The following is a 22,989-nucleotide window of genomic DNA, read 5'->3' as shown; positions in this document are numbered from 1 at the left end:
AGCCGGGTGTTTCGGAGGCGCCGTAAGGTTGCGCACTGCATTGGGCCTGTTTGCCATGCAATGAAGGTGGACAGCGTGACGACATTGTTCGAAACGTCGTCACGCTGGCTAGTTATGTCATTTGCGATTCTTCGTGTTCGAGAGCTTCTCTCCTGCGCCGCCCATGGCCGCCTCGCCACCAACTGACGTCAATTTCGACTTGTCGCCATTAGCGAAAGTGAAGATGTCGGCCCCGGCACTGATGCCATTCCATGCTACCGGCTCGGCGAGCGAAAGCAGCCAAAGGCCCTGAAAGCCCGACGCAGCATTGAGCTGTCCGGTCCACACGGTAGTCGAGCCGCAGCCTACGAAGTTGACTGAAAAGCTGATCGCCGTGCCGTTATTGGTCTGGGCGAGCCAGCCTGTCATGGCCTGAGGCGCGCCTTCATCGCAGCTATTGCTCGCGTTGTTGGTATAGGTGCCGGAAATCGCGCCTGTGCTCTGGTTGTAGCTGTTGACCGCTAGAGTCGAGCCGTATTGGTTGGTCCAGGTCCAGAGCGGTTGCGCCTTTGCCGGTCCCGCCAGTAGCAGCCCGAGGCAAGCCGCGCCGATCCATTTCGCCAATTTCCAGTTTGCTTGAGACATTGCCGACTCCATATCGCTCCAGAAGCGGAGCTGGCTGCTTATAAACGTGGCTGTCAGCAATTTAAACGGGTAATAAATTTTAATTTCGCGGTTAGCTAGAATTGCAAAGGGACCGCTCTTTAAACTTCAGTTCGATGAGGGAGGGGCCGCGGTAACCAGAACAGCGCGCGACCGCATCGCACACTGGTGTTGCCGTGCTGTTGCAGCTGCCGTGCCATCAATTGAACGGGACACCATCGCCTTGTCGAGATCCTCCAAGGCCGTGAGGATCATCCATTGTGGCCGGTAATGCTGAGCTCTCCGGCCGTGTGCCAGCGAAGCTCGCAGAGATGCACGTTAATGGAGTCGATGTCCAAGCCAAGTCCGCAGAGGAAGTCTCTGCTCTCGGCTGAGCTTGTCCCGGATGTGGCCGCTGTCGAAAGGCCCGGCAGAGTCGTTGTCACCTTGGCACGTTTCGCGGGGGGCATCGCTTCAATCTCGGCTCGTGGCCCCCTTGGCTGGAATGAAATTAGAGAAAATTCTGTCCGAGCAGTAGATTATAGTTGGTACGGATCGGACCGTCATGGGCATGCGACGGTTGAGCGCCGATAGCGCGTGGAAGGAAGATGACGCCCGTTGGTTTAGGGCCAACATGAGGCGCGCGCATCGTCTAAGGCCCGTTCCGAAACCGAGATAACCGTTACGAGAAACGCTCTCGGAGGTGATGAAAAATGACGGACAGAGCAATCCAGCTTTCCTCCGTTCAGCCCATGGGTTGAGGCGCGGCCTTTGGGAAGTCGCGAGATCTTAGGCCCGCCGCATCACCGCTGATTTTAGGCAGCGCGAGACTGCTCAAAGGCATAGAGCTGGGCTGGGCAGTCTCGAATCTGAGAGCCCTGCGGCGGGCTGAGAAGATAGAAGGTGAAGACGGCGACCAGGACTCCCTCCACGAAAGCTTGGCTGAACCCCCTGGACCAGGAGTCCACCGTTTCGTTCCTGCGACTTCCTAGCGGGAACGCGCCGGCGGCATGGCGCGTCCGCTGATCGCGGACCGGGCCCTATGAATTGCGCTCACCGAGTCTGCGTCTCGGCCTCCCGCTAACGGTCCCCTCGCACAAGTACTGTTGTGCTCCTCGCCGGGGGCTCTCGGAAAAGGGGCTCGCCTTCGGCGATCGCTATCACTGCCCCGTTTCCGGGGGCCGCTGTTAAACCGGTCTCGTCGCTGCACTCGGACCCGCGTGCCCATCTTCGGGTCGCTATGCTCACGCTCTCCGGGTGCCATTTCACTGGGGGCGATGCGCTGCGCGCACGCCTGATAGGGGCCTGGTTTTCGATTCCGAAGTCGGCGAACGCCTGAACGCCATCTTCTCCGAAGCCCATAGACCCGGATGAGGCCGCCTAAATCTTCATTTCTATGACGATTTCGCACAGCCACTCTTCGTCCGACGTTCTTCACGTCGTGGGTGCGATCCCCCAGCCTGATGGTGCAACCAATGCGCCAAGTGCGCTCAAAAAAGCACAGCAAATGATGAGGACGCCCCAGCCGCGAATCGGTGAATAGTGAGGTGGACCCCAGACTCAAAGATGCTATGCGAGGAATGGGGTGCTTACCATTGAGCGCGACCATCCCGCTGGTGTTCTTCGACAACGCCGAATTTGCAAGAGCGACTCCGCATCGCCTTGCCGATGAACCTCGCTTCGGCCGTGTCACCTCATCCTAGCGGACCTGCTAATTTGCTTCGGAAGTAGCAGCCTGTTCAGCCTCGCGTCCTCTGCTGCTGCGGCATGTTTCTGCGTCTGGGGTTGCTGGGCCGCCGCGTCGAGCTTGCGAGACCGGCCTTACGATGGGAAGCTGACAGCCCGCGACCATCTGATCCCGATCGGGCATGAAAGCAATTTATTGCGTGCTGGGGGAGCTTGGCCGGCCTAGAAGCGCGGCAAAGTGGAGAGCCGGACGTGCAACCAACCCAGATCGAGCTATGCGATGACGCGACCATACTTGCGGTGACCTGGCCGGATTGCGGGACCCGACAGGTCGATGCGGGGGCGCTGCGCCGGGCAAGTCGCGCGGCTAGCGAAATCCGTCGCCAGATCGAGGACATTGAACTGGCGCTCCCGACCGATCTGCACATCGCGGCGATCGAACCAATCGGAAACTACGCCCTGCGGCTCCATTTCTCCGATGGGCATGACCGCGGGATCTATCCGTGGTCGTATTTGCGCGAACTCGCCGGACAGCAGTCTGCCTGAGGCCGCAACATGGATGAGATCAAAAGTGGCCTGACCGAAGTCGTCTGCGACGTGCTGGTGATCGGCGGGGGTACGGCTGGGCCGATGGCGGCCTACAAGGCGAAGCGTCACAGTCCGGGCGCGCGCGTCGTTCTGCTCGAGAAGGCCAACGTCAAGCGGTCTGGTGCGATCGCGATGGGCATGGACGGGCTGAATAACGCGGTCGTCCCAGGCTACGCGACGCCGGAGCAGTACACCAAGGAGATAACGATCGCCAATGACGGCATCTGCGATCAGGCGCCGGTGTACAAATATGCATCACGCTGCTTTAAAATCATCCAGGAGCTCGATGGCTTTGGCATCAAGTTCCAGAAGAACGAGAACGGTGATTTCGACGTCAAGAAAGTTCATCATCTCGGCTCCTACGTACTGCCGATGCCGAACGGCGATACGGTCAAGAAGGCGCTTTATCGTCAATTGCGCCGCGAGAAAGTGCTGATCTCGAACCGCTACATGGCGACGCGACTGTTGACTGGACGCGATGGGCAGATCGCCGGCGCGATCGCCGTCAACACCCGCAATGCCGAGTTTCTGGTGTTGCGTGCGAAGACCGTCATCCTGTGCGCCGGTGCCGCCGGCCGGTTGGGCCTGCCGCAATCGGGCTATCTCTGGGGCACTTACGAGAACGCCACCAATTCCGGCGACGGCTATGCCATGGCCTACCATGCCGGTGCCGCGTTGGCGAACCTTGAATGCTACCAGATCAATCCGTTGATCAAGGATTACAACGGACCCGCCTGTGCATACGTCGCCGGTCCATTCGGAGCCTACACCACCAACAGCGAAGGCAACCGCTTCATCGAGTGCGACTACTGGTCGGGACAGATGATGCAGGAGTTCTATAGCGAGCTGCAGTCCGGCAAGGGACCTGTATTCCTGAAACTCAATCACCTGCACAGCGATACGATCGGAAAGATCGAGGCGGTCTTGCATCAGGTCGAGCGACCGTCACGGGGCAGGTTCCACGAGAATCGCGGGACAAACTACCGTGAACGCATGATCGAGATGCACATCTCCGAGATCGGCTTTTGCTCCGGGCACAGCGCTTCGGGGGTCTATGTCGACGAATTTGCACGTACCACGGTGTCGGGTCTCTATGCGGCCGGCGATATGGCAAGCGTCCCGCACAATTACATGCTCGGCGCCTTCACCAACGGGGCGGTGGCGGGCGAGCACGCGGCGGAAGTTGCGGTCAACATCGACCTCGCCGACTATAACGCCGCCGATGTCGTGCGCGAGCAGCAACGTGTGCTGGCCGCGACCCGGCGAGAAGACGGCATCCCGCCAAACCAGCTCGAATACAAGACGCGACGCTTCGTGAATGACTATCTTCAGCCGCCGAAAGTGACCGCGAAAATGAAGTTGGGGCAGGCGCGTTTCGCCGAAATCCGCGAGGATATGGAGAGCGCGATGGTGGTGCGTGACGCGCACGAACTGATGCGTTCACTGGAAGCGGCGTCGATCCTGGATTGTGCCGAAATGGCGGCGTTTGCTTCGCTGTTTCGTACTGAGAGCCGTTGGGGGCTCTATCATCACCGCGTCGAATATCCCGAGAAGAATGATGACGACTGGCTCTGCCACAGCATCCTGCGCAAGCGGGACGGACGGATGATCGCAGAGAAGCGGCCGGTCGCGCCCTATATCGTGCCAATCGACGAATCCGAGCGCTCGGCCTACGACAGCCAGCGCATCCGGCAGCACGCCTAGAGAGAAGCGGACGTCTCATGCCAATTGCTCATACGCCAACCGCTGTTCCAGTGATCGTCGACGAGGCCAAATGCATTGCCGACAAAGGGTGCACGGTCTGCGTCGACGTCTGCCCGCTGGATGTGCTCCGGATCAGCGATCTCACCGGCAAGGCCTACATGAAATACGACGAGTGCTGGTACTGCATGCCCTGCGAGACCGATTGCCCGACCGGCGCCGTGACGGTCAACATTCCCTATCTGTTACGCTGACATGACCGTGTTCGAGCCATTTGAAGCGTTCGGCGATCTCGAAGAGATTGCTGAGCGGCTGGCGAGTGAAGATCCATCGGTGCGCCGGCTGGCGGTGCTTGACCTCGTGGAGATGTCGAGTGGCGAGGTGGTTCCGTTGCTGGCGGGTGCCATTCTCGACGCTGAACCGATGGTCCGCCAGCAGGCCGCGCAGGCCCTTGGCGAGTTTGACGGCATTGAGGTTGCCAAGGCTCTGATCGGCGCCGTACCCGACCCCGTGGCGGAGGTCGCCCGCGCGGCCGCTGACAGCCTTGCCGAACTCCGCGATCCCGAGGCGAGTAGCGTCCTCTTGCCGCTAGTCACTCACCCGGCCGCTTTTGTGCGCGCGGCGGTTTTTCGGGCACTGAAGGCACTCCAGGTCGATGCATCGCTCGGTCCCGCGATCAGAGGACTCGGTGACGACGATTCCGCCGTGCGTGTGCAGGCCGTGGGAGTCATCGGTTATCTCAAGAAGACTGAAACGCTGCCATCCTTGATCAGCGCAACGCGAGACAAATCTGCGGATGTCAGGCTTGCGGCCGTCAACGCGCTGTCGTTCGCTCGGAGCGAGGTCGGAGCTCAGGCCGCGGCAGCCGCGCTCTCGGATCCAGAGTGGCAGGTCCGGGCTGCTGCGGCGGAAGCGATTGGGCGGATCGGTCAGGCGTCAGCCGCTGGCGCGCTGATTGCTTCGCTCGCCGACGGCTACTGGCAAGTTCGTCAGAAGGCATTGCAAAATCTTGGCCGGTTGCGCGTTCGGGACGAGGTCGAAGCTATTGTTGCCTTCCTTGACGACGAGTTGCCTTCGTTGCGCAAGGATGCCGCCGCGGCGCTCGGTGATATCGCCGACCCACGCTCGCGCGACGCCCTCACGCGGCATACCGGTGACGCGGATCCCGACGTTCGAAAGACGGTGATCTGGGCGCTTGGGCAGATTGGCAGCGGCTGACTATTCCTTGAACAGGATGTCCTCGAGGAGATCGAGCCGCCTGATCCTTATGACGCCGTCTTCGATCGCGATAATGCGCTTGGTCTGGAACCGCTTCAGCATCATGGTGATCCACTGACGGGTCGAGCCAACCATCGCAGCGATCTGGTCATGCGTGACCTTTCGGTTGATGATGACTGTGTCGCCGTCGGCGAGTCCGTACAGCTCGGCGAGATTCAAAAGATACTGGGCGAGCCGCTCGATTACCGAGCGGGTGCCGAGCATCTGCGCCATCGATGAATAGCACTTGCCCTTGGCGACGAGCCCATCGATCAACGCCAGTGTGAAAGCCGGCATCTCGGCCAGCATTCGTTGAAGCGCGGGGCTGGACAAGGCCAGGATCTCGCAGTCCTCCATTGCCACGCCGGACCACATGTGGGGACCGCCACCGGAGATCTCGGGACCACCGATGAAGTGGCCAGGCGTCCAGTAGGCGAGGGTGATCTCCCGGCCGGATGGCGCAGTGTAGTAGACACGGACCTGCCCTCTCCTGATGATGAAAATGCCGCTGTGATGCTCCCCCTGGCTGAATACCATTTCGCCCTGCGCGGTGAAAACGGCGCGTCCTGCGGCCAGGACCTGGGCCTTTTGTTCGGCGGACAAGCGATCCAGGAACTGCGCGCCGACGTTGAGGCCGTCGATGCTCTCGCTCATGAAAAATGCGGAGTCGCTGGCTGTCGCTCGCGGCCCGCAGGGGACCGCAAGGCTATCCCTTGTTCGATAGCTACCGTTCCCGGAGATGCCTGTTTGCACCATCGGAGAGCGTGAGTAGCCTTCGGAAGCTTCCTTGATTGTGGTCATTGCGGCCCGGATGTCCTGCGCTATCGTCCCCTAGCTAAGTGTGAGGAGATGGCGAAGTCCACTTCTTTGAATGTCCGTCAACGCACTTAGCAAAGCTGACGCGGGAACGACATTCCGCTGGAATGGATTTACTGCCGATCCGCCTGACGTGAGAAAATCATTTGAAGCGCTTGCTGCGTGCCGCGACTGGAATCCGCCAGCGAATGACTTCTCCGGCGCGATGCAAGTAATTGCTTCTGTTGCCGTGGTGTCGGCTCGATAGTCCGGTCCTGCGTTTTGCGGTGGCTGCTGGCCGCCGATCGTTCGTTGGAGACGGGCCGATGCGTTCGCTTTACTTTATGAAGACAGCAGCCACCGCCGCGCTTGCTCTATTTGGCCTAACCGCGATAGCGCAGGCCGAAACCATCCGGGTCGCGGTCGGGACGCAGGACACCACCATCAATTGCGCGACTGGCGGCCTGTTGATTCGCGAGCTCAAGTTGCTGGAGAAATTCCTACCGCATGACGGCAAGTACAAGGATGTCACCTACGACATCCAATGGAAGAACTTCACCAGCGGCGCCCCGCTGACCAACGAAATGGTCGCCGGCAAGCTGGACTTTGGCGCGATGGCGGATTTTCCAGGTTCGCTCAACGGAGTGGCGTTCCAGAAGGCGGGCCGCCGGAGCCTCTTCATCAGTGTCCTGTCCGGCAGCACGAAAGGCAGCGGCAACGGCATCGTAGTGCCCTCGAACTCTCCGGTTCAATCGATCAAGGACCTCAAGGGCAAGACGATTTCGGTACCCTTCGCATCGACGTCACACGGCATGTTGTTGCGCGCCATCGAAGCCGAGGGCTGGAACCCCGAGACCGACGTCCACATCATCACCCAGGCGCCTGAAGTCGCCGGTCCCGCGCTCCAGGCCAACAAGATCGAGGCGCACGCCGATTTCGTTCCGTTTGCCGAACTGTTCCCCTGGCGCGGATTTGCCCGCAAGATCTTTGATGGTTCGCAAGCCAATGCGCCAACGTTTCACGGCGCGTTGGTCGATGCCGACTACGCGGAAAAGTATCCGGAGATCGTCGTTGCCTACCTGCGCGCTGCACTTGAGGCGGATCGCTTGATCGCGAACGAACCGGAGAAATACAGCGATCTGATCGCCAAGGTGACCGGTATCGAGGCGGAGGTCGTCTATCTGTTCCATGGACCGCTCGGCCTGCAGACCCGCGACGTGACCTGGAAGCCCGAATATCGCCAGGCCGTGGCCACCTCGATCAAGACACTGAAGCTGTTGAAGCGCACCGATAGCGACCTCGACATCAATCAGTTCGTGACCGACAAATACGTCCGGGCGGCAGTTGCGGAAGCCGGCGGTGACTACGAAGCGCGGCTGAAGAGCTACGACCAGCTTGGGCTGAAGGCCCAGGATGCGACGACTGGCGCCAAGATCACGGATTTTGGCCGTGTCGCTCAGATTTGGATCAAGGACGAGCCGCTCGTTCAGCACTTCAGTTCACCGGAGAGCGCTTTGACGGCTCTTGCAGCCCTGGAGAAGCAAGGCAAGGCAATTCGCGTCATCTATGCCCAGGATCGCGAGACCGGCATCAAGCTGTTCGCCAATCAGGCGTGGTTTGTGCGGTCGCCAAAGGGCGAGCTTAGTGCGTTCCTGCTCAAGGATGGGGCGGAAAGGTGGGCGAAGGCGCATGGTGGCGTAGTGGCGGACTATGCCGGCGCGCGGAAATCCCTCGTCGCGAGCCGGTGAGCAATGACAGCCACACGCACCGCTGGCCAGGTGCCGTGGGCACGCTGGCTGGTTCGGGGTCTCTCGATCGTCGCTTGCATCGTGCTGTGGCAGCTCGCCTCAGCCCTCCACCTGAGCCTGGGCTTCGTCACATTCCGCAATGTGCCACCACCGACTGAAGTCCTGCAGTCCGCGATCGTGCTGCTCAAGTCGCCAAAGTTAATGGCGCATGTCGGCAGCAGCCTATGGAGGGTGTTTGCGGGATACGGCGCAGCGGTGCTGATGGGAATTGGCTTCGGCTTTGCGATCGGCCGCTCGCGCGCCGCGAGCGACCTGTTGCTGCCGCCGCTCGAGCTGTTGCGGCCGATCCCGGCGGTGGCCTGGATACCCCTCTCGATCCTGATCTTTCCATCCTCGGAAATGTCGATGATCTTCATCACCTTCATTGGTGCGTTGTTTCCTATCATTCTCAACACCGTGCATGGCGTTGCGAATATCGACCGCCGGCTGGTTGCCTCCGCGCGCAGTCTTGGCGGTACGCCTGCCGCCATTCTGCGTGAGATCGTTCTGCCGGGCGCTGCGCCGAGCATCGTTACCGGGCTCGCCATCGGCATGGGTACATCGTGGTTCTGCCTGGTCACAGCCGAGATGATCTCGGGCCAATTCGGCATCGGCTACTACACGTGGGAGGCTTACACGCTTCAAAATTATGCCGATATCATTGTCGGCATGCTCGTGATCGGCCATGCTTGGCATGGGCAGCAGCTGGCTCCTGACGACATTGGGACATTATCTGATGCCGTGGCGGCAGCCGACGGTCGCACGATGAATATTCGGATATCTGATGTTTCGACGAGATCTGTCGGACGTATCGGCATCGAGCGCATATCGATCTCGCTGGGCGATGGCGCTGACGCCTTTGAGGCTGTCCGTAATCTCGATTTCGCGATCGCGCCGGGTGAACTGGTTTGCGTGCTCGGCCCATCCGGTTGCGGCAAATCCACCTTGCTCGGTGCTTTGGCGGGCCACCTGCCGGTAACGCGCGGGCGTCTGACCGTGGATGACCAGGCGGTACTTGGTCCGAGTCCGGATCGCGGAATCGTATTTCAGCAACATACGCTGTTCCCGTGGAAGCGTGTTCGCGACAATGTCGCGTTCGGTCCGAAGATGCGCGGCGTGGGCAGGAGCGAGCGGTATCAGGCCGCTGACGAGATTCTGCGGTTGGTCGGCCTCGAAGGCTTCGAGCGCTTCTATCCTTCGCAACTCTCCGGCGGGATGCAGCAGCGTGTCGAGATCGCGCGTGTTCTGATCAACCGGCCACGTGTGCTGTTGATGGACGAGCCATTCGGCGCACTGGATGCGCAGACTCGCAGCATGATGCAGGAGGTTCTGCTCGACATCTGGACGAGAATCCCAACGACGACCATCTTCGTGACGCATGATATCGAAGAAGCGCTGTTTCTTTCTGACCGCGTCATTGTCATGAGCGCCAGACCGGGGCGGGTCATCGAGGACATCCGCCTCCCGTTCGGCCGGCCGCGCCGGGCCGAGCTTGTCACCGAGCCGGATTTTGTGCGTCTGAAGCGCCGGATCCTCGATCTCCTCAGACAGCCGGATAGCCCGGAGCCGCTGGCTCGCTTGAGTCCGCTTGGGATCAGGTAGGGATGCGTGAGAGATTCCGTTAGCGTCGCTATCTGGCTCGCGTGGCCGCCATTCACTCTGACGGGCGCCAGCAGCTAGGGTCGGACCCGCTCCGGCTCTGCTCGACGAGAGCCGGTCGGCTCGGTGAGCCTGGCGGCGAGAGCGGCACACTGGTTGCGGATATCGGGAATCGCGATGATCTCCCAGAACGCTGCCCGCGTCAGCGGGCCCACAGCAAAGAGCCGTTGCGAGACTTCGCCATCGCGGCCGATGATGGCACAGTTGCGATCTGTCTCAATACCGATGCAGAGCGGGTCGACGCGCGCCAGGCCGCGTTCGAACAGGCCGCGTATTGCCGGGTTTGGCGTGGCGCGCGGATCCTTGACGATGCCGGTGCAATCGACGACGGCGCCCACTTGCATGTTGAGGATCCTGGTATCACCGCGCCGGCGATAGTGGATGCGGGCTCCGTCGTCGATCGGCGCGACGCTGATGACCTTGGCTGCCAACAGGCTGAGCTGCCCCGCATAGATTGCTTGAGACACGCGGGCCTCGACTTCCGGCGCCATCCGGTGCCGATGCACATCCCACCAGGCGCGAGCGTGCTCGAGGAAGCGGCGTTTGGACGCCTGCGGAAGCTCGTGCCACAGCCGCTGGGTGTAGGGCCGCAGGCCGTCGATCACGCCACGCCAGTCACCCCCCTCGGCCGCATTCCGCGCGATACGGCTGCGGAGCCAGTGAAGCAGCTTGCTGATGCTGGCGCCAAACGGCACATCGGCTTCGTCAATGCGCTGGGCATCGACACGCCGATGCGGTTTTGCAAGCAGGCCGCGCCGCGACATCGCGATGATCGGCCCTCGATGCCCGTCGCGCAACAGCGACAGCACGTAGTCGATCATCGTCAGTCCCGTGCCAAGGAGCAGGACTGTCGCATCGGCGTCAACCGGCGCGGCCGACGGCGGCGCCCACGGATCCGCATAACCCGCTCGGCTGGCGCGCATGTCATGTCCGGTCGCAAGAACGGCGGCAGCGCCGGCCAGCGATTGACCATCGTCGAGCGTGACCGTCACCCCAGCTTGGCCTTCGTTGATATCGACACAAGTCCCACGAACGATGGAAAGGCGCTCCACGTCTGCCGGATCGGACGTGTGCTGTTCGAGCAAGCTCGCGATGTAGTCGCCATAGATGCGTCGCGGCACGAAACAATAGGGATCCGGACACAGGGGAACATCGAGCTCGCGCGAGCTAAGCCAGTCCCAGAAATGATCAGGCTGGTCCGGCAGCGCGCTCATGTTCGCGACACGCACATTGAGCAGGTGATCGGGATTGCCGGTGTGATAAGCGATGCCTCGGCCGATATCCGGGCGCTGCTCGATCAGGGTGATGCGGAGATCGCGGGGAGGTTGATGTAACAGCTGATAGGCTAGCAGCACGCCGCTAGCGCCACCACCGATGATGATCATGTGCCGCCTACGGAGGCCCGTCATGCTGCCACTCCACTGATCGGCCGGCCACACCAGGCGTGCGACGCCGGCAATTCATGCCTTTGACTGCAAGTCGATACGCGACGTCAGGGGCAGGGATGGAGTGCTGACGCCCAAACCTCAGGAAAGCCGTCCGCTTTACTCAGCGGGGTCGATACGGGGAGAAAGTCTCTAGCCGTGAGGGCCGAAAAAGAAGAACTCGTACGGGTCTTCGTGCTCGTCGGTTCGATCAGGTCGCGCAAGCTTGCGACATTTTGCCTGGAACCGTTGAACCGGTCCACTGAGGGAATGAAGCCAGGAAGATATCCGACGCATAGACCCTCCTTCGCACCAGGAATTCGTTTCTAACGATATCATGCCTTCGCGCCGCTCGCGTTTGAATGTCGACGGTGAGCGCAAGTTTGAAAACGATGAGCTGTTCTGCGGCACTTCTGAAGAGAGTAATTGCCTTGATGAAGTCACCGTTGAAATCTCATTCCCCGTGCATGGACCGCAATCACCGCGAACTCGAGGTTTCCTCTGCTTCGCGGCGGTGAAGCGTTGGTCGCTTGTCTTGCTCGAGCACCGAAAACCGACCCCGTCATCGACCGTTTAGATTAATCGGTTTCCTTTGGAAGGGCACCGGCCGCGTGCCGTTGCTTATGGAGATCGACAGGTGACATCCTCTATTTACTGCGTGGAAGTCCAAATCGCGCAGGCTTCGCCTCCAGGCGGACCAGCCCGAGCAACCGATAGGCCTTGGAGAGCTTTCCAAAATGATGAGCCACGGTCGCCGACCAGGGTAAGCCGGGATCATCATTGATCAGACGTGCGGAAATGGCGCCCTCGCGCTCCACGAGGCGCTTGAGCCCCAGCAAAAGGTCATCCGTGCGATAGCCCAGTTTGGGACGCTGCCCCGGATGGCGCCGCTGCCGACTGACTGATTTGCCTTCGCGCTTGCGCTGGCAGGCGCGAAGCATGATTTGCGAATGCGTCTCAAGCGGTAGCTTGGCCAACGTCCTCGCCTGGGTGAACGAGCTAAATCGCTTCACGAAATGATAGGCGCCGGGCGTATGCTCGTCCGAGTCGAGAAGATTCTGCGTTACGTAGCCATACTTGGCGTGAAGATGGCGCAAGGCCTGCAGAAGCTCGGCGTCGCTCCAGCGGACGCCAAGAATATAGTCGTCGCCGCCGTCATCCTTCCTGCGTTTCCACCCGTCGCGCTGTATCTCGCTATGGGTTGGTGCGTGCAGGCCCGCCTTGCGCAGTGCATTCGCCAGAGAGCCGAAGCGAAGGCGGATATGCCTCGGGCATGGCAAGTCCGGGCAGCGCTCGATAAGCCGATTCGAGATCCGGCCCTTTGCGGCATGAAGCTGCCGCAGCCCCATGATGACCGCCCCCTCCGTCCAATATCTACCGTTGTTTCCAAAGAACATCCTGGCCGTGGGATCGTAGCCGGCTGCGGCGTAGGCAGCACAAAGTGAGCCGAAGTGGCGATCGACAGTGTCAGCGGACGGAGCGCCCTCGGTGCTGTTGAGCAGCCGTTGGGACAGATGCCCGTTCTTTTCAAGCAGTCTCTTCAGCGAGGCGAGGATCTTCTCTCGGTCCCAAGGCCGGTTACCGACAGCCAAACGCTCCTGCGCCTTGTGGAATTGTGCCGGCGACACGATCGGTTCGGATGCTTGAACACGCGTCCACGTCGACTCCGGGTTCTTTATCGCGTGGCCCTGCAACCTTTTCGTCGTGACATTGTAGGTCATCCGCCTCAAGCACAGTTCGCTGGCGAGGATCCTGCGAATGGTCGTCTCTGAAAGGGCCTTGCTGCCGTAGCCCCTCACGCCCGCCTTCAGAAGACGCCGGGTAATCTCATAAATGGACAATTTGTCACGTGTGTAGAGCCTGAAGATGCGCCTGATCACCTCAAGTTCTTCGGCTGGTCCCGGGACCACCACCACCTTGTCGTTGCTGAGGGCCTTGTATTCGCCTCCCTTCAGGAGCTGTCTCGGTTTTCGCTCGGCGTCCACGAGTAGCCGCCTGAAGCCGTAGAGCAGACCGCCGCCCTGGCGGAAGCCGAGTTGCGCTTGCTGCCGATGCGCGCGCGATAGTTTTGCGGAAAGTTCGCGACTGTATTCGCTCGCCATAACCCGCTTCAGGTGCTTAACGATGGTTGTGATGGGAGCGACATCCTCCCCGAACGGTTCGCCACAGTACACGACACGCACGCCGGCCTGTCGGCATAGAAACTCGTAGTGAGCGGCCTGGTCGGGGTTTTGGAACCGACCCCAGCGGCTGACATCAAGAACCAGGATGGCATCGAAGGCGCGCGGCGTCGCAAGAGCATCGCTGAGCAGCTGTTTCAGCGCGTCTCTGCCTTTCAGTGAAAGACCGCTCTTGCCGGCGTCGATGTAGGATGCGACCACATCGTAGCCGTGCTGCTCCGCATACTCGGAAATCGCGTTTCGCTGGTTTTCAGTCGAGTAGATTTTGATCCCGAGATGATCGGACACGGAAATGCCCCACACCATTGTCCAAGGTGGGGCAAGAGCCCTGGACATTGCGGGTCATCAGCTCTCAGCGGCCTTCGGCCATCGGTGAGGATCGCTTCCCTTGCCGCGCCAGCGTGCTTCGCCGCTGCTCTGGAATAGGAATCGCACAGAGCCGTTGGGCCTGGCGACCGTCAGTCGTTGGAGTCTTGCGCTCGAGGATAACCAGCCGGCTGGCAAGGGGTGGAGCGATTAGTTCAAGCCCTTGCTGTCGTCGTGCGGCCAGACGCCGCCGATCTTCGTCCAGAACGCGCTTTCGCCGTCCCCGGTTACGACGGATGCTTCGTGACCGGGCTTATTCGCTTTGAGCCAACGACGCTGGGGACAAACAATCTATTCGTGCGCGGCGCGTTCAACGATCGTCGCCGTGTCGATGATCCTGCCGGCAAGGTCCTTGATCTGGACCTCGTTCCCGGATTCGGCCAGTTCATTGGCCTTGGCGAGAGCCTGCTTTGCGGAGGAAACGACAACCCTGACGGCACCGTCGCCGTTCTTCAAATACACTTGATATCCTTCGACGCTCATCGCCCCTCGCTGACGATGATCCCTAGCGACCCTTCAGATCGACGCCTAGTGCAAATGAGCCACAGCTTCCACCTCCTGAACAGAACGGAGCTCTCGTTGCTTGCCGGCAAAGGATCATGGTCCGCCTCCTGGTCGGCTGTAGAGGCTCCCGATGGGAGGATTCATGCGCAGGTCGGAAGTTTGGCGAAATGCGTGGAGAAGCTGGTTTGCTAGTGAAGCTCAAGGATAGCAAGACCATCGACTTGCGCGAGAGGATCTCCGCAATCAGGCGAGCCAATCGGGCGTCGACGTCCTGGAATAAATCTTCGAAGTTCCATTTGCTGGCGCCGAGACTGACCGTGTTGAAGTCGTTCTCTGAGCAAGAGTTGAGGATCGAGGTTCGGAACGAACGATCCGTTTGCTTGTCTAGCACGTAAAGAAAACGGCGCTCCGTATCCGCAGAGAAATTCCGAAGTTGGGCCTGCGGCACGGAATGGTGTTTCTTAGAAGGTCGGCTCATTGATTCGAGACAGTGTATGATTACAGCACATCAGAGTGCCTATTCGCGGCCCGGTGGTGCAGGTCTGAACTGCTATCCACAAGACGTAACGACCGCGATGGTTGATGCTTATCGCGAGCGGCATCGAAATGAAGCTGTGGTAACGCACAGTGGTAGCGGTTGACTGCGATTAAAGGTTGAGCTTGGATAGAGCCATTCGACTATTCGTTTTCATCACCAGTGCCTAAATTGACCACGTCCGATCAGATACGGCTTTTGGCCGCGGAAGGGCTGAGCACCACCGAGATCGCTCGACGGTTGGGCATACGCTATCAACACGCTTACAACGTCGTACGCGGCGCAAGCGGCACAGCGGGAAACAATGAAGGGCGTCAAACCAAATCATTGCTCCCGGTGGCCGAGTTGTTGGCTGGCGGGTTTGTATTGTCGGCGCGCTGGATGCTGTCCGAAGGCTCCGAGCTGATTTTGGATTGCCCTCTTCCGAAGGAGGCGGGTGTCTACGCCTTCGCGAAGGCCGATACCGTGCTCTACGTGGGCATCGCCACTATTGGTCTTGCGAAGAGGCTGTACTTCTATGGCAGACCCGGCCCCAAGCAGATAACCAATCTACGCCTCAACGAAATGCTTAAAAGCGAGCTTAGGTCCGTGCCGCACGTTCACATTTACACTGCGATCCCACCTAATTTCGAATGGAATGGTTTGCCCGTTCACGGCAGTGCAGGTTTGGAATTTGGTCTGATCCGGAAATACAGCTTGCCCTGGAATGTCAGAAGCGCTGCATGACCTTGGGCAGAGCGCCTTATATTACTGCTAGGCTTGATGCGAAGCGCATGTCGCCGAGTTGCGAGGCCTCACAATGAATAGAGTTCAAAATGGAGATGCATGCAGACGAAAGTCGTCATGGTGAAAAAGCAGGTGTCCGAGCAATTTTCCTCCAGCAAGGCCGGATTTTACATGCGAGAAGGAAAATTAATCGGAGTCCTGCCGCTCATGCGAGGTTCTCGGCCTTGATGCGGCAAGGGAGCGAGCTGGTGCGGCTGCAGTCGAAGCCAGAGGTGCTGAATGCTGGATCACGGACCTCGGCTCAAGTTAGTACTGATCTTTTCATGACGGCGCTACTCCGATCAAAGCCCTCGCTGATCCGGGGTGCACATCGTGATCGGAGTCTCGAGGTCCCTAGGACGTGGCCGCGCATTGCGCTACGCCGACAACTCGGGCGCAAGGAGCGACGATGCCGAGGGAGCTTTACCGGACCGATCGGGCAAAGCCGGCGACCCTGCCACGGCTTCGTCGCGTGCAGGCCAGGCGCCCGGCGCGGTTGCAGCACCTTCTCGTTGATCCTGACGACGTCAGGAATGATCCGGATCGGCGAAAGTCAATCAAGGCCGCGCAGCACTACACGGCCTTCTCCATGCGTGCGGAAGCCCTCCTGTGAGGTCTGATCAAGGATTAGGCCAGCCACTCTGCAGAAGCTGCCGATAACCGTGTCTGCTCATCCACCTCGCGCGGTTGAGATGGCTGTCATAGGTGCGGCGGGCGCGTTCCGGCTCGCGTTTGGGATCGATATGCAAGACGATCTCCGCAACTTCCCGCCAGTCGGCGCCGTCCGCATCCGCATCCAGAAGGCGCATATAGGTAACAGCATGCTCGCGGTCATATGGGGTCAAGGTCGGATCGCTCGGTGCGGTGTTGAGTAGCATGGCAATCTCCGGCTCTAGCTGAGAAAGATTACTGGAGATTGTGGGTTTTTTATAGTTCTCCTGCCGGTTCCCGGCAAAGGTCACGGCTCACTCATGGGGATAATCGATGGATTTCCTTGCTGGAGAACTTAAGGCGCTCCCGCCTAGGCGAGATAGGGTCGTCGAGTTTTGGTTTCCAGGTTCGCTACGCTGCCGGTCCCCAAAAAGCTGCTGCGCAATTCTCAGTCTTGCGCCTTGGTGTGTGCCGCGATCCGACCCTGAGGCCCTGCGCATTTGGCGACCTAACCCTGTCTCAGGAAATCTCGACGATGCCGTGTGCGGGGATAGATTTAACAAAGTCCTGACTCAATAGTTGGATTATAGCCAGTGGTTTGACGGCGTGAACGAATGGTATGCTTGGCACATGAAAGCTCGTACAATTGTGGCCTGGAATGTGCGTCGGATCCGTGTGAAGCGCGGCATTTCGCAAGAGAAATTGGCTTATGAGGCCGGAATTGACCGCTCCCATATGGGCAGCGTCGAGCGGCAATCGGAAAATCCGACGATTGATCTTCTCGGTCGCATCGCCGAAGCGCTCGGCGTTCATCTGTCCGAGCTCTTTCTTCGACCGCCCAAAGGTGCGAGGCGTCCCAAAACCTTGCCTAAAGGGCGAAAGCCGGGTCGCCGATCTCGCGGGAAGGGTGTCCTGCGCGACTGATACTTCTGACTTCGGGACGATTTGTGCTGCGTCTGGTCGGTCGATCTTCGTAACCGGCGTTCGTATCATCGATGATCCGGTGCGAGTCCTGTGGTGTCGAGCGCGGCTGCGGGTTTGGCCCTCTCTATCGTCTCAGATCGTTTGCCTGGCTTGATGGCATGCGGGCGGCTGCGGGCAAAATACCGCCGGGAGCCGCTTGAGGCAGCCAATTTCGACGGTCGGTCTGGATATTTCGAATTCGGTCTCCCAGGTGCATGCCGGGTCAGGCGGTGATGGCGCCGCCAGTTGAGGCGCCGCCATAATGTCAAGCTGAAATGCGAATAGCCGTTGCCAGGTACGAGCGGTTTATAGAAACAGCTACTTGCTTCCGGAGCCAACCCGAAACGTTGTGACGGGTTCTCAGCTTGACGACGCTTGCATTGCAACCCTGACACTCTTGTCGCCTGCTAATCTGCTCGACCTCTCTTCGTGACACAGGATCTCCTCAGCTTCTCGCATGCTGGCTCTGCCATCTCGGACAATCGGAAACGGACTGTGGCGGTTCTCAAACGGTCGTCCAGGATCTCAACGGTGTCGGAAGGCTTTGCCACGAATGCCCGAAGAGCGGACGAACCGGCAGGACGATGCAATGGACATACCAGCTAACCGCGCTAAGGAGGGCAGGTTCGCCCAACGAGGGGGACAGTTCGCAGGGCAGTCCGTCGCCGGCCGGCGAGCAGGGCGCGTCTCCCGCAGACACGCATGGATCTTCCGTGTGGCGAGTTCGCGTTGCGTAGCGGCCCTGACTTTATGCGCGCCGCGTCCCATGACTTCCCGTTGCTGGATTTCAGCAGGCGGCCCGATCAGTTGCTGTCTGCGATAGAGACAGATCACCGGGATTCTCGCATGAATCTTCCGTATGAGGAGCCTTCGCTCGTTGCCGATGTTCGTTTTGTGCCACTTGATGACGCGATCAATGACGCCGCCCAGGAGAAAGCCGGGGCCTCGTCGCCGGCAATCCCATCTGAGCCATATTCAAAACACCACTGGCGAAATATGTAATTGTTGAGTGCCGATGCCGAGGCAGCTAGGCTGCCTTGGTATCATCCGAGCGATCGATAGTGCTTTCAAGGCTCCCGGCAGTGCCAAGCCCGACGATCATCTCGTGCCCTGCGATGTCGCGAAGAGTCGGCGAGAGACGAGCAGGCGCGCCCCACTTTTTTGCGCGAGCGTTGAGCGGTATCTCGATGCGTGTCGTTTGAGGATTTACGACGCAATCGAATGGAGCATTGCAAGGCAGCCAAGAACATCTCGCAGCATATCGAGCTCCTCGTTGATCCAAAACTCCTCCCGAGCTAGCCGCGCCACATCCAACACGTACGTTCGTCGAGGCAGCCAGTTGCCCAGCTGATTGCCCGCGACACTCTCACGGTGACGATCGAGGATGCATTCGCTTTCCGCTTTACGGCGAAGCAACTGTGCGCGATCATCTCGCTGGATAGGAATTCGAGCACCGAGCACCAGCCCCGAGCAGCTGTCGATAACCGTATTCTGCCATCCACTTCGCTCGGGCGAGGTGACTCTCAAAAGCGCGACGAGCCCGATCCCATTCACAGGAAGGATCAACGTGAAGAACAACGCGTGCTACCTCGCGCCAATCTACACCCTCGGCTTCGGCTTCAAGCAGTCGCCAGTATGTAGCCAAATGCTCTTCATCATAGACGGTCAGGTCCCCGCACCCGATGGCGCAATGTCATCGACGGTCGGATCGAGTAGCGGTTCCCGCACTGAAAAGTCTCCCATGCAGTGTTAGAGGCAACGAAGTTGATCGTTGCCGTCGAGGTACTCTCAGATAGTGGAATAGTTTTGGCGATGCCGATGGCTGGAGCACATCACCCGACGTGCTTTGTACAGCGACATCTGAAACACCGCGCTGGTTGGCCCGACTCGGCATGTTGTCGATCATAAGCTTGAGGACATGTGGTGATCTTCGAGGTTGAGGAAAGCAATCGCGTCAATGCGGCGCTGAAGCTCGCAGGCAAGGTACGGCGCGTCCTCGGCGCCGACTCGGAAGGAAATGATTGTCCCGACGTTGCCGAGAACGGCGTGCTGAATAATTTGGAGCGAGTTGATGCAGGTATCGATGCCCGACCGGCCCCACCCCGATACTTGCGCAGTTCCGAGAGCATGTTCGCGAGCGCAAGCGTTGTGAAGCTCTGAAATTCGTCAATGTATGCAAAAAAATCTCCCCGACCAGCCGGAGGAAGATCAGCACGCGTTTACGCTGCAAGCCCGATCGTGATGAGAGGAACCACCAAGCCGGGAGGAGCTGTCGTCTCCGATTCGACCCCTTACGTCAGGCGTCCTGCGGTACCCCGCAGATGCCGCCGACAATCAGGATGGAAGCCGCGTCAATGATTGTCGCCAAGGCCTCACCTTGATCGCCGCCGCCCATCTCCGCATCTTTTCGACAATATCATTCACCGGCTGCAGTTTGTCGTGTGGATAGATCCGCTCGCCGACAATCTCAGCGAGTATACATCGCTGCATCCGCGGTGGATCATTGTTCGATGAAACTTGATTGGCTGATATTCGGCACGGTTGAGGTCGTTGTCGAAGGTAAACAGAGTAGCTTTATATTGCGCTTCCGCGCATTATCACGTCAGAATTGCATCGTACTTGTCTCATCGAAAGCACCCGAGTGAGGACTGCTGCGAGCGCTCCGCCTGCCGCTGGACATTCCATCTCATTCCACAATGCCGGAAGCACATCAAACCGATCCTTGTGTTTTGGCTTCCGATAGGTTTTAAGCCCGTCGCGTCATGACCTCGGCGTGAACGGAAAGCGATTCGCGGCAATGCCGTGCTCGAACAACATTAGGGAATCGGCGTAGTTCACGGATATGAACCGTTCTGCGCCTCTCAAAGGAGTTAATCATGGCCAAGATGACCAAGAACCAGGTAATTGACGCGATTGCTGAAGGAACGCAGCTATCGAAGACTGACGTAAAGGCCGTCATCGAGGAGATGGCGACTGTCGGTTACAAGGAATTGAATCAGTCCGGTGAGTTCGTCGTTCCCGGCTTCGTAAAAATGTCGGTCGTGAACAAGCCTGCTACCGAGGCCCGCATGGGGATTAATCCCTTCACGAAGGAGCCGATGAAATTCGCGGCCAAGCCTGCCAGCAAATCGGTTAAAGCGTCACCGCTCAAGGTTGCCAAAGACGCAGTCGCGGTATAGCTGGTCCTTACAGCGGCGTTGCGGGCATCGACGCTGTCGGCGACGACGCTTCTCCATTCAACGGCGCTAAGTCCGGGGCGGAACGACGATCGGATCGCTGCCGGCCGTGACGCGCGCCGCCAACTCGGCGCACTGGTTGCGGATGTCGGGAATCGCGACGATCTCCCAGACGCGGCGCGGGTCAGGGGCCCACCGCGAACAGACGCCGGGAAGCAGTCCCGTTCCGGTTGATTACGGCGCAATCATCCGCGATGTCGATGCCGAACTGTAGGGCGTCTGCTCGTGCCAGGCCCTGCTCAAAGAGGCGATGGATCACTGGATTGTTGGTCGCCCGCGGATCCTTAACGATGCCCGTGCAATCGACGATCAAGCCGACCTGGAGGCTGGCGGTATCTTGTTGACCCCGCCGGCGATAACCAGAGCGCCGGCCGCATCGGCTCGATGCCGGCGACCTTCGCAGCCGCCAGAGCGAGACGCTCCGATGATAACCCCTGCCACAGCCAACGGCCACCGCGGCGGGCGAGGAGTTCGCATCGCGGCCACTGGCACGCAAATTAGCTTCGCGCATCGCCGCGATGTCGATCCGGCCAAGCAGCGGCTTCAGCGACGTCTGCAACGCCGCATCATGCGCCCGCAGCGGTGCCAGCAGCAGGACCGCATCATAGGGTGGGATCGCGTGCTTGGGATCGGCCAGCGTCACTAGATCGTATTCCTTGATCCGCCCCTCGCTGGTATAACCCGCGATGACGTCGACGTTGCCGCTCGCCACGGCCGCATACATGAAATCCGGCTGCATCTGTCGTTGTGTGCGAAATGAGAGGCCGTAAGCCTTGTGCAGGGCGGTCCATTCGGGGCGCGAGAAGAACTCGTAGTCGCCCGCAATTGACAGCGTCGGCGCGTGCGCGGCCAGGTCGGTGATCGAGTGAATACTGAGTGCATCGGCGCGCTGCCGCGGCATCACCAGCGCATAGGCGTTCTCGAAACCGAGCGCGCCGAGCAGGGTGATGTGCTGCTTTGCCAGGATCTCCTTCAACTCGGCGAGCAAAGTTTCGCGCGGCGGCAGGTCGGTGCGGTGAAACTGGTTGACCCACAGCGTGCAGATCAAGCAAGCACGTGCCCTCGTCCAGATCGATCTTCGTCGACAGCACCCGGGCCTTGAGATCAGTTGGAACGGGATTGAGGTCGTATGCCGGCGAGAGAGACCATCCTGCCTTTCCCAGCCACAGGAAACCGTGGTTGCGGAGGTGATCGTCGACATTGGAGATCAGCACGTTGAAGACGACGCGCCGATAAAGGGCCTGGACATCCGTTTTCCCTTGTGCGCCGTGTTGAGCAAGGGCATCGACGATCTCCGGATAGCTGCCGCGCTCACCGTCCTTGGCGCCCATCATCGCCATCGCCGACAGGAACGAGATGCGGATCGCGCCGTCGCGATCGAAGCGCCGCGACAGCATGAGGCGAGCATGCTGGTCAATGACCGAGGCCTTCGGGCGCCCGCCGCCGAGAGAAGAACCGGGGGCAAAGATGAGTTGGAGATCCTCATCTGTTTCTTCATCCCGGAGAATCCGCTCGGTGATCTGGAGCGACCGGCCGAGCTCGATCAGGGCAGGAACGCCGGCCCGGGTCGGTGCCTGGAAAACGTCGTCGCCGACCCAGCGGAAATGGAGCGCGCCTAGCCGGCTCTCGTCGGCGACGCCCAGCAGGTAGTCGCTTTCCGCGAGGGTGCGAACGGCACGGCCCTCTTGTTCTGAGCGCGCTTACCCCCCTGCGGCAGGCAATAGTGCGGGCAACTGATCGGCAGCTTGCGCCCGGCTTGGTCGCGCAGACGGAAGCCAGATTTGGGGTGCCCTTGCTCCGACGATCACGGTAGCAACAACGAACAATCTCGTCGCTCTTCGTGTCGTCTCAGCTTCAGATCGGTTCTTTTCGTACAAAGTGCGGACGTCGATTTGAATCTACGCTCTGTTGCAACGCCCCGGAACGTCTTCTAACGAGGATCGATGTTCCGACGCCCGAACCCGATTTCCCCATTATGGCGCTCGACCAAAGCCTCCAGCAACTCGCCGCGACTGGTTTCAATCATCAAGTAGTCTGCCATGCAGCAATCATCAGAGACCCAACAGTAAGCAGCAGAACAACGTAAAGCAGGAGTTGAGAGATCAAGTTGCCATCACGGTCGAACTTTATATCTCCCATCTGCATTGCCTCCTGTTCGGACGAGGCCGACGCGCTGACTTTGCCAGCGCTTTGGGCGCCTTTGCTCCGACAAACACTGTACATAACGAACGAACAATCTCGTTTCTCACCGGAGTGTGTCGCCTCGGATTC

Annotated in this window: 19 protein-coding genes and 4 pseudogenes; 13 read left to right on the top strand and 10 right to left on the bottom strand. The window is 59.7% G+C overall.

From position 1 onward, the window contains the following. Nucleotides 1-117: 117 nt before the first annotated feature. Nucleotides 118-624 (bottom strand): avidin/streptavidin family protein, encoded by a 507-nt coding sequence (locus K288_RS0137505; RefSeq protein WP_051334960.1) that lies wholly within the window; start codon nucleotides 622-624, stop codon nucleotides 118-120. 1,935 nt (nucleotides 625-2,559) lie between these two features. On the opposite strand from K288_RS0137505, the gene K288_RS0137495 reads away from it, so the two are divergent. From K288_RS0137495 to K288_RS0137480, 4 genes are read left to right on the top strand one after another with little or no spacing between them, the layout of a single operon-like run. Then, nucleotides 2,560-2,853, top strand: coding sequence for a gamma-butyrobetaine hydroxylase-like domain-containing protein (locus tag K288_RS0137495; protein ID WP_027584112.1), 294 nt, complete (start codon nucleotides 2,560-2,562; stop codon nucleotides 2,851-2,853). A 9-nt stretch (nucleotides 2,854-2,862) separates the two neighbouring features. Continuing rightward, a complete protein-coding gene (locus K288_RS0137490; protein WP_027584111.1) occupies nucleotides 2,863-4,599 on the top strand; it encodes a fumarate reductase/succinate dehydrogenase flavoprotein subunit in 1,737 nt (578 codons plus the stop codon). Between the two features lie 17 nt (nucleotides 4,600-4,616). After that, on the top strand, nucleotides 4,617-4,850 hold the full coding sequence (locus K288_RS0137485; protein WP_027584110.1) for a ferredoxin family protein: 234 nt from the start codon (nucleotides 4,617-4,619) through the stop codon (nucleotides 4,848-4,850). A 1-nt stretch (nucleotide 4,851) separates the two neighbouring features. Next, the gene (locus K288_RS0137480; RefSeq protein WP_027584109.1) at nucleotides 4,852-5,814 is read left to right on the top strand and encodes a HEAT repeat domain-containing protein; all 963 of its coding nucleotides are present in this window, start codon (nucleotides 4,852-4,854) and stop codon (nucleotides 5,812-5,814) included. On the opposite strand, the gene K288_RS0137475 is transcribed toward K288_RS0137480, so the two are convergent. Then, nucleotides 5,815-6,507: a Crp/Fnr family transcriptional regulator gene (locus K288_RS0137475; RefSeq protein ID WP_244443409.1), complete on the bottom strand. Its 693-nt coding sequence runs from the start codon at nucleotides 6,505-6,507 to the stop codon at nucleotides 5,815-5,817. Nucleotides 6,508-6,992: 485 nt separating this feature from the next. Here K288_RS0137475 and K288_RS0137470 point away from each other — a divergent pair, with 485 nt between their 5' ends. From K288_RS0137470 to K288_RS0137465, 3 genes and pseudogenes are all read left to right on the top strand, one after another. Continuing rightward, nucleotides 6,993-8,396, top strand: coding sequence for an ABC transporter substrate-binding protein (locus K288_RS0137470; RefSeq protein ID WP_027584107.1), 1,404 nt, complete (start codon nucleotides 6,993-6,995; stop codon nucleotides 8,394-8,396). A gap of 3 nt (nucleotides 8,397-8,399) precedes the next feature. After that, nucleotides 8,400-9,204: pseudogene (locus tag K288_RS51285) on the top strand (ABC transporter permease). Next, nucleotides 9,201-10,037 carry an ABC transporter ATP-binding protein gene (locus tag K288_RS0137465; protein ID WP_051334958.1) on the top strand — a complete coding sequence of 279 codons (837 nt, stop codon included), beginning with the start codon at nucleotides 9,201-9,203 and terminating at the stop codon, nucleotides 10,035-10,037. Before K288_RS51285 ends, K288_RS0137465 begins: the two are co-directional and overlap by 4 nt. Nucleotides 10,038-10,111: 74 nt before the next feature. Here K288_RS0137465 and K288_RS0137460 read toward each other — a convergent pair whose 3' ends face one another. The 3 genes from K288_RS0137460 to K288_RS0137450 all read right to left on the bottom strand — a co-directional run bounded on the left by K288_RS0137460 (nucleotide 10,112) and on the right by K288_RS0137450 (nucleotide 14,547). Then, entirely contained in the window at nucleotides 10,112-11,503 is a 1,392-nt protein-coding gene (locus K288_RS0137460) for an FAD/NAD(P)-binding protein (RefSeq protein WP_027584105.1), read from the bottom strand. A gap of 662 nt (nucleotides 11,504-12,165) precedes the next feature. Next, nucleotides 12,166-13,986: a recombinase family protein gene (locus K288_RS49915; RefSeq protein WP_160169052.1), complete on the bottom strand. Its 1,821-nt coding sequence runs from the start codon at nucleotides 13,984-13,986 to the stop codon at nucleotides 12,166-12,168. A 369-nt stretch (nucleotides 13,987-14,355) separates the two neighbouring features. Then, nucleotides 14,356-14,547, bottom strand: coding sequence for a hypothetical protein (locus K288_RS0137450; RefSeq protein WP_027584104.1), 192 nt, complete (start codon nucleotides 14,545-14,547; stop codon nucleotides 14,356-14,358). A 727-nt stretch (nucleotides 14,548-15,274) separates the two neighbouring features. Here K288_RS0137450 and K288_RS0137440 point away from each other — a divergent pair. Both K288_RS0137440 and K288_RS0137435 read left to right on the top strand, forming a co-directional pair. Beyond that, nucleotides 15,275-15,829 carry a GIY-YIG nuclease family protein gene (locus tag K288_RS0137440; protein ID WP_027584102.1) on the top strand — a complete coding sequence of 185 codons (555 nt, stop codon included), beginning with the start codon at nucleotides 15,275-15,277 and terminating at the stop codon, nucleotides 15,827-15,829. Between the two features lie 448 nt (nucleotides 15,830-16,277). After that, nucleotides 16,278-16,481 carry a hypothetical protein gene (locus K288_RS0137435; protein WP_027584101.1) on the top strand — a complete coding sequence of 68 codons (204 nt, stop codon included), beginning with the start codon at nucleotides 16,278-16,280 and terminating at the stop codon, nucleotides 16,479-16,481. A 7-nt stretch (nucleotides 16,482-16,488) separates the two neighbouring features. On the opposite strand, the gene K288_RS0137430 is transcribed toward K288_RS0137435, so the two are convergent. Then, entirely contained in the window at nucleotides 16,489-16,746 is a 258-nt protein-coding gene (locus K288_RS0137430) for a DUF2285 domain-containing protein (protein WP_043161743.1), read from the bottom strand. 403 nt (nucleotides 16,747-17,149) lie between these two features. On the opposite strand from K288_RS0137430, the gene K288_RS51270 reads away from it, so the two are divergent. Both K288_RS51270 and K288_RS0137420 read left to right on the top strand, forming a co-directional pair. After that, the gene (locus K288_RS51270; RefSeq protein WP_084800027.1) at nucleotides 17,150-17,443 is read left to right on the top strand and encodes a helix-turn-helix transcriptional regulator; all 294 of its coding nucleotides are present in this window, start codon (nucleotides 17,150-17,152) and stop codon (nucleotides 17,441-17,443) included. 741 nt (nucleotides 17,444-18,184) lie between these two features. After that, on the top strand, nucleotides 18,185-18,484 hold the full coding sequence (locus K288_RS0137420; RefSeq protein WP_027584098.1) for a hypothetical protein: 300 nt from the start codon (nucleotides 18,185-18,187) through the stop codon (nucleotides 18,482-18,484). A gap of 424 nt (nucleotides 18,485-18,908) precedes the next feature. On the opposite strand, the pseudogene K288_RS51260 reads toward K288_RS0137420, so the two are convergent. Next, nucleotides 18,909-19,210, bottom strand: a pseudogene (locus K288_RS51260) (DUF2285 domain-containing protein). Between the two features lie 195 nt (nucleotides 19,211-19,405). On the opposite strand from K288_RS51260, the gene K288_RS0137410 reads away from it, so the two are divergent. Both K288_RS0137410 and K288_RS0137400 read left to right on the top strand, forming a co-directional pair. Continuing rightward, on the top strand, nucleotides 19,406-19,642 hold the full coding sequence (locus K288_RS0137410) for a hypothetical protein (RefSeq protein WP_210164442.1): 237 nt from the start codon (nucleotides 19,406-19,408) through the stop codon (nucleotides 19,640-19,642). 716 nt (nucleotides 19,643-20,358) lie between these two features. Next, the gene (locus K288_RS0137400) at nucleotides 20,359-20,661 is read left to right on the top strand and encodes an HU family DNA-binding protein (RefSeq protein WP_027584096.1); all 303 of its coding nucleotides are present in this window, start codon (nucleotides 20,359-20,361) and stop codon (nucleotides 20,659-20,661) included. Between the two features lie 491 nt (nucleotides 20,662-21,152). On the opposite strand, the pseudogene K288_RS47790 reads toward K288_RS0137400, so the two are convergent. From K288_RS47790 to K288_RS54520, 3 genes and pseudogenes are all read right to left on the bottom strand, one after another. Then, nucleotides 21,153-21,757, bottom strand: a pseudogene (locus K288_RS47790) (glycine betaine ABC transporter substrate-binding protein); the annotation flags it as partial. 1 nt (nucleotide 21,758) lies between these two features. Beyond that, nucleotides 21,759-22,412, bottom strand: a pseudogene (locus K288_RS51255) (HipA domain-containing protein); the annotation flags it as partial. Between the two features lie 331 nt (nucleotides 22,413-22,743). Continuing rightward, nucleotides 22,744-22,989: hypothetical protein (locus K288_RS54520; RefSeq protein ID WP_043161734.1), on the bottom strand; the 246-nt coding region annotated here is incomplete at its 5' end.

Source organism: Bradyrhizobium sp. Ai1a-2 (assembly GCF_000426245.1).
Taxonomy (GTDB): Bacteria; Pseudomonadota; Alphaproteobacteria; order Rhizobiales; family Xanthobacteraceae; genus Bradyrhizobium.
Note: the sequence above shows the minus strand (reverse complement) of the source record. Positions and strands in the feature narration are given on the sequence as shown.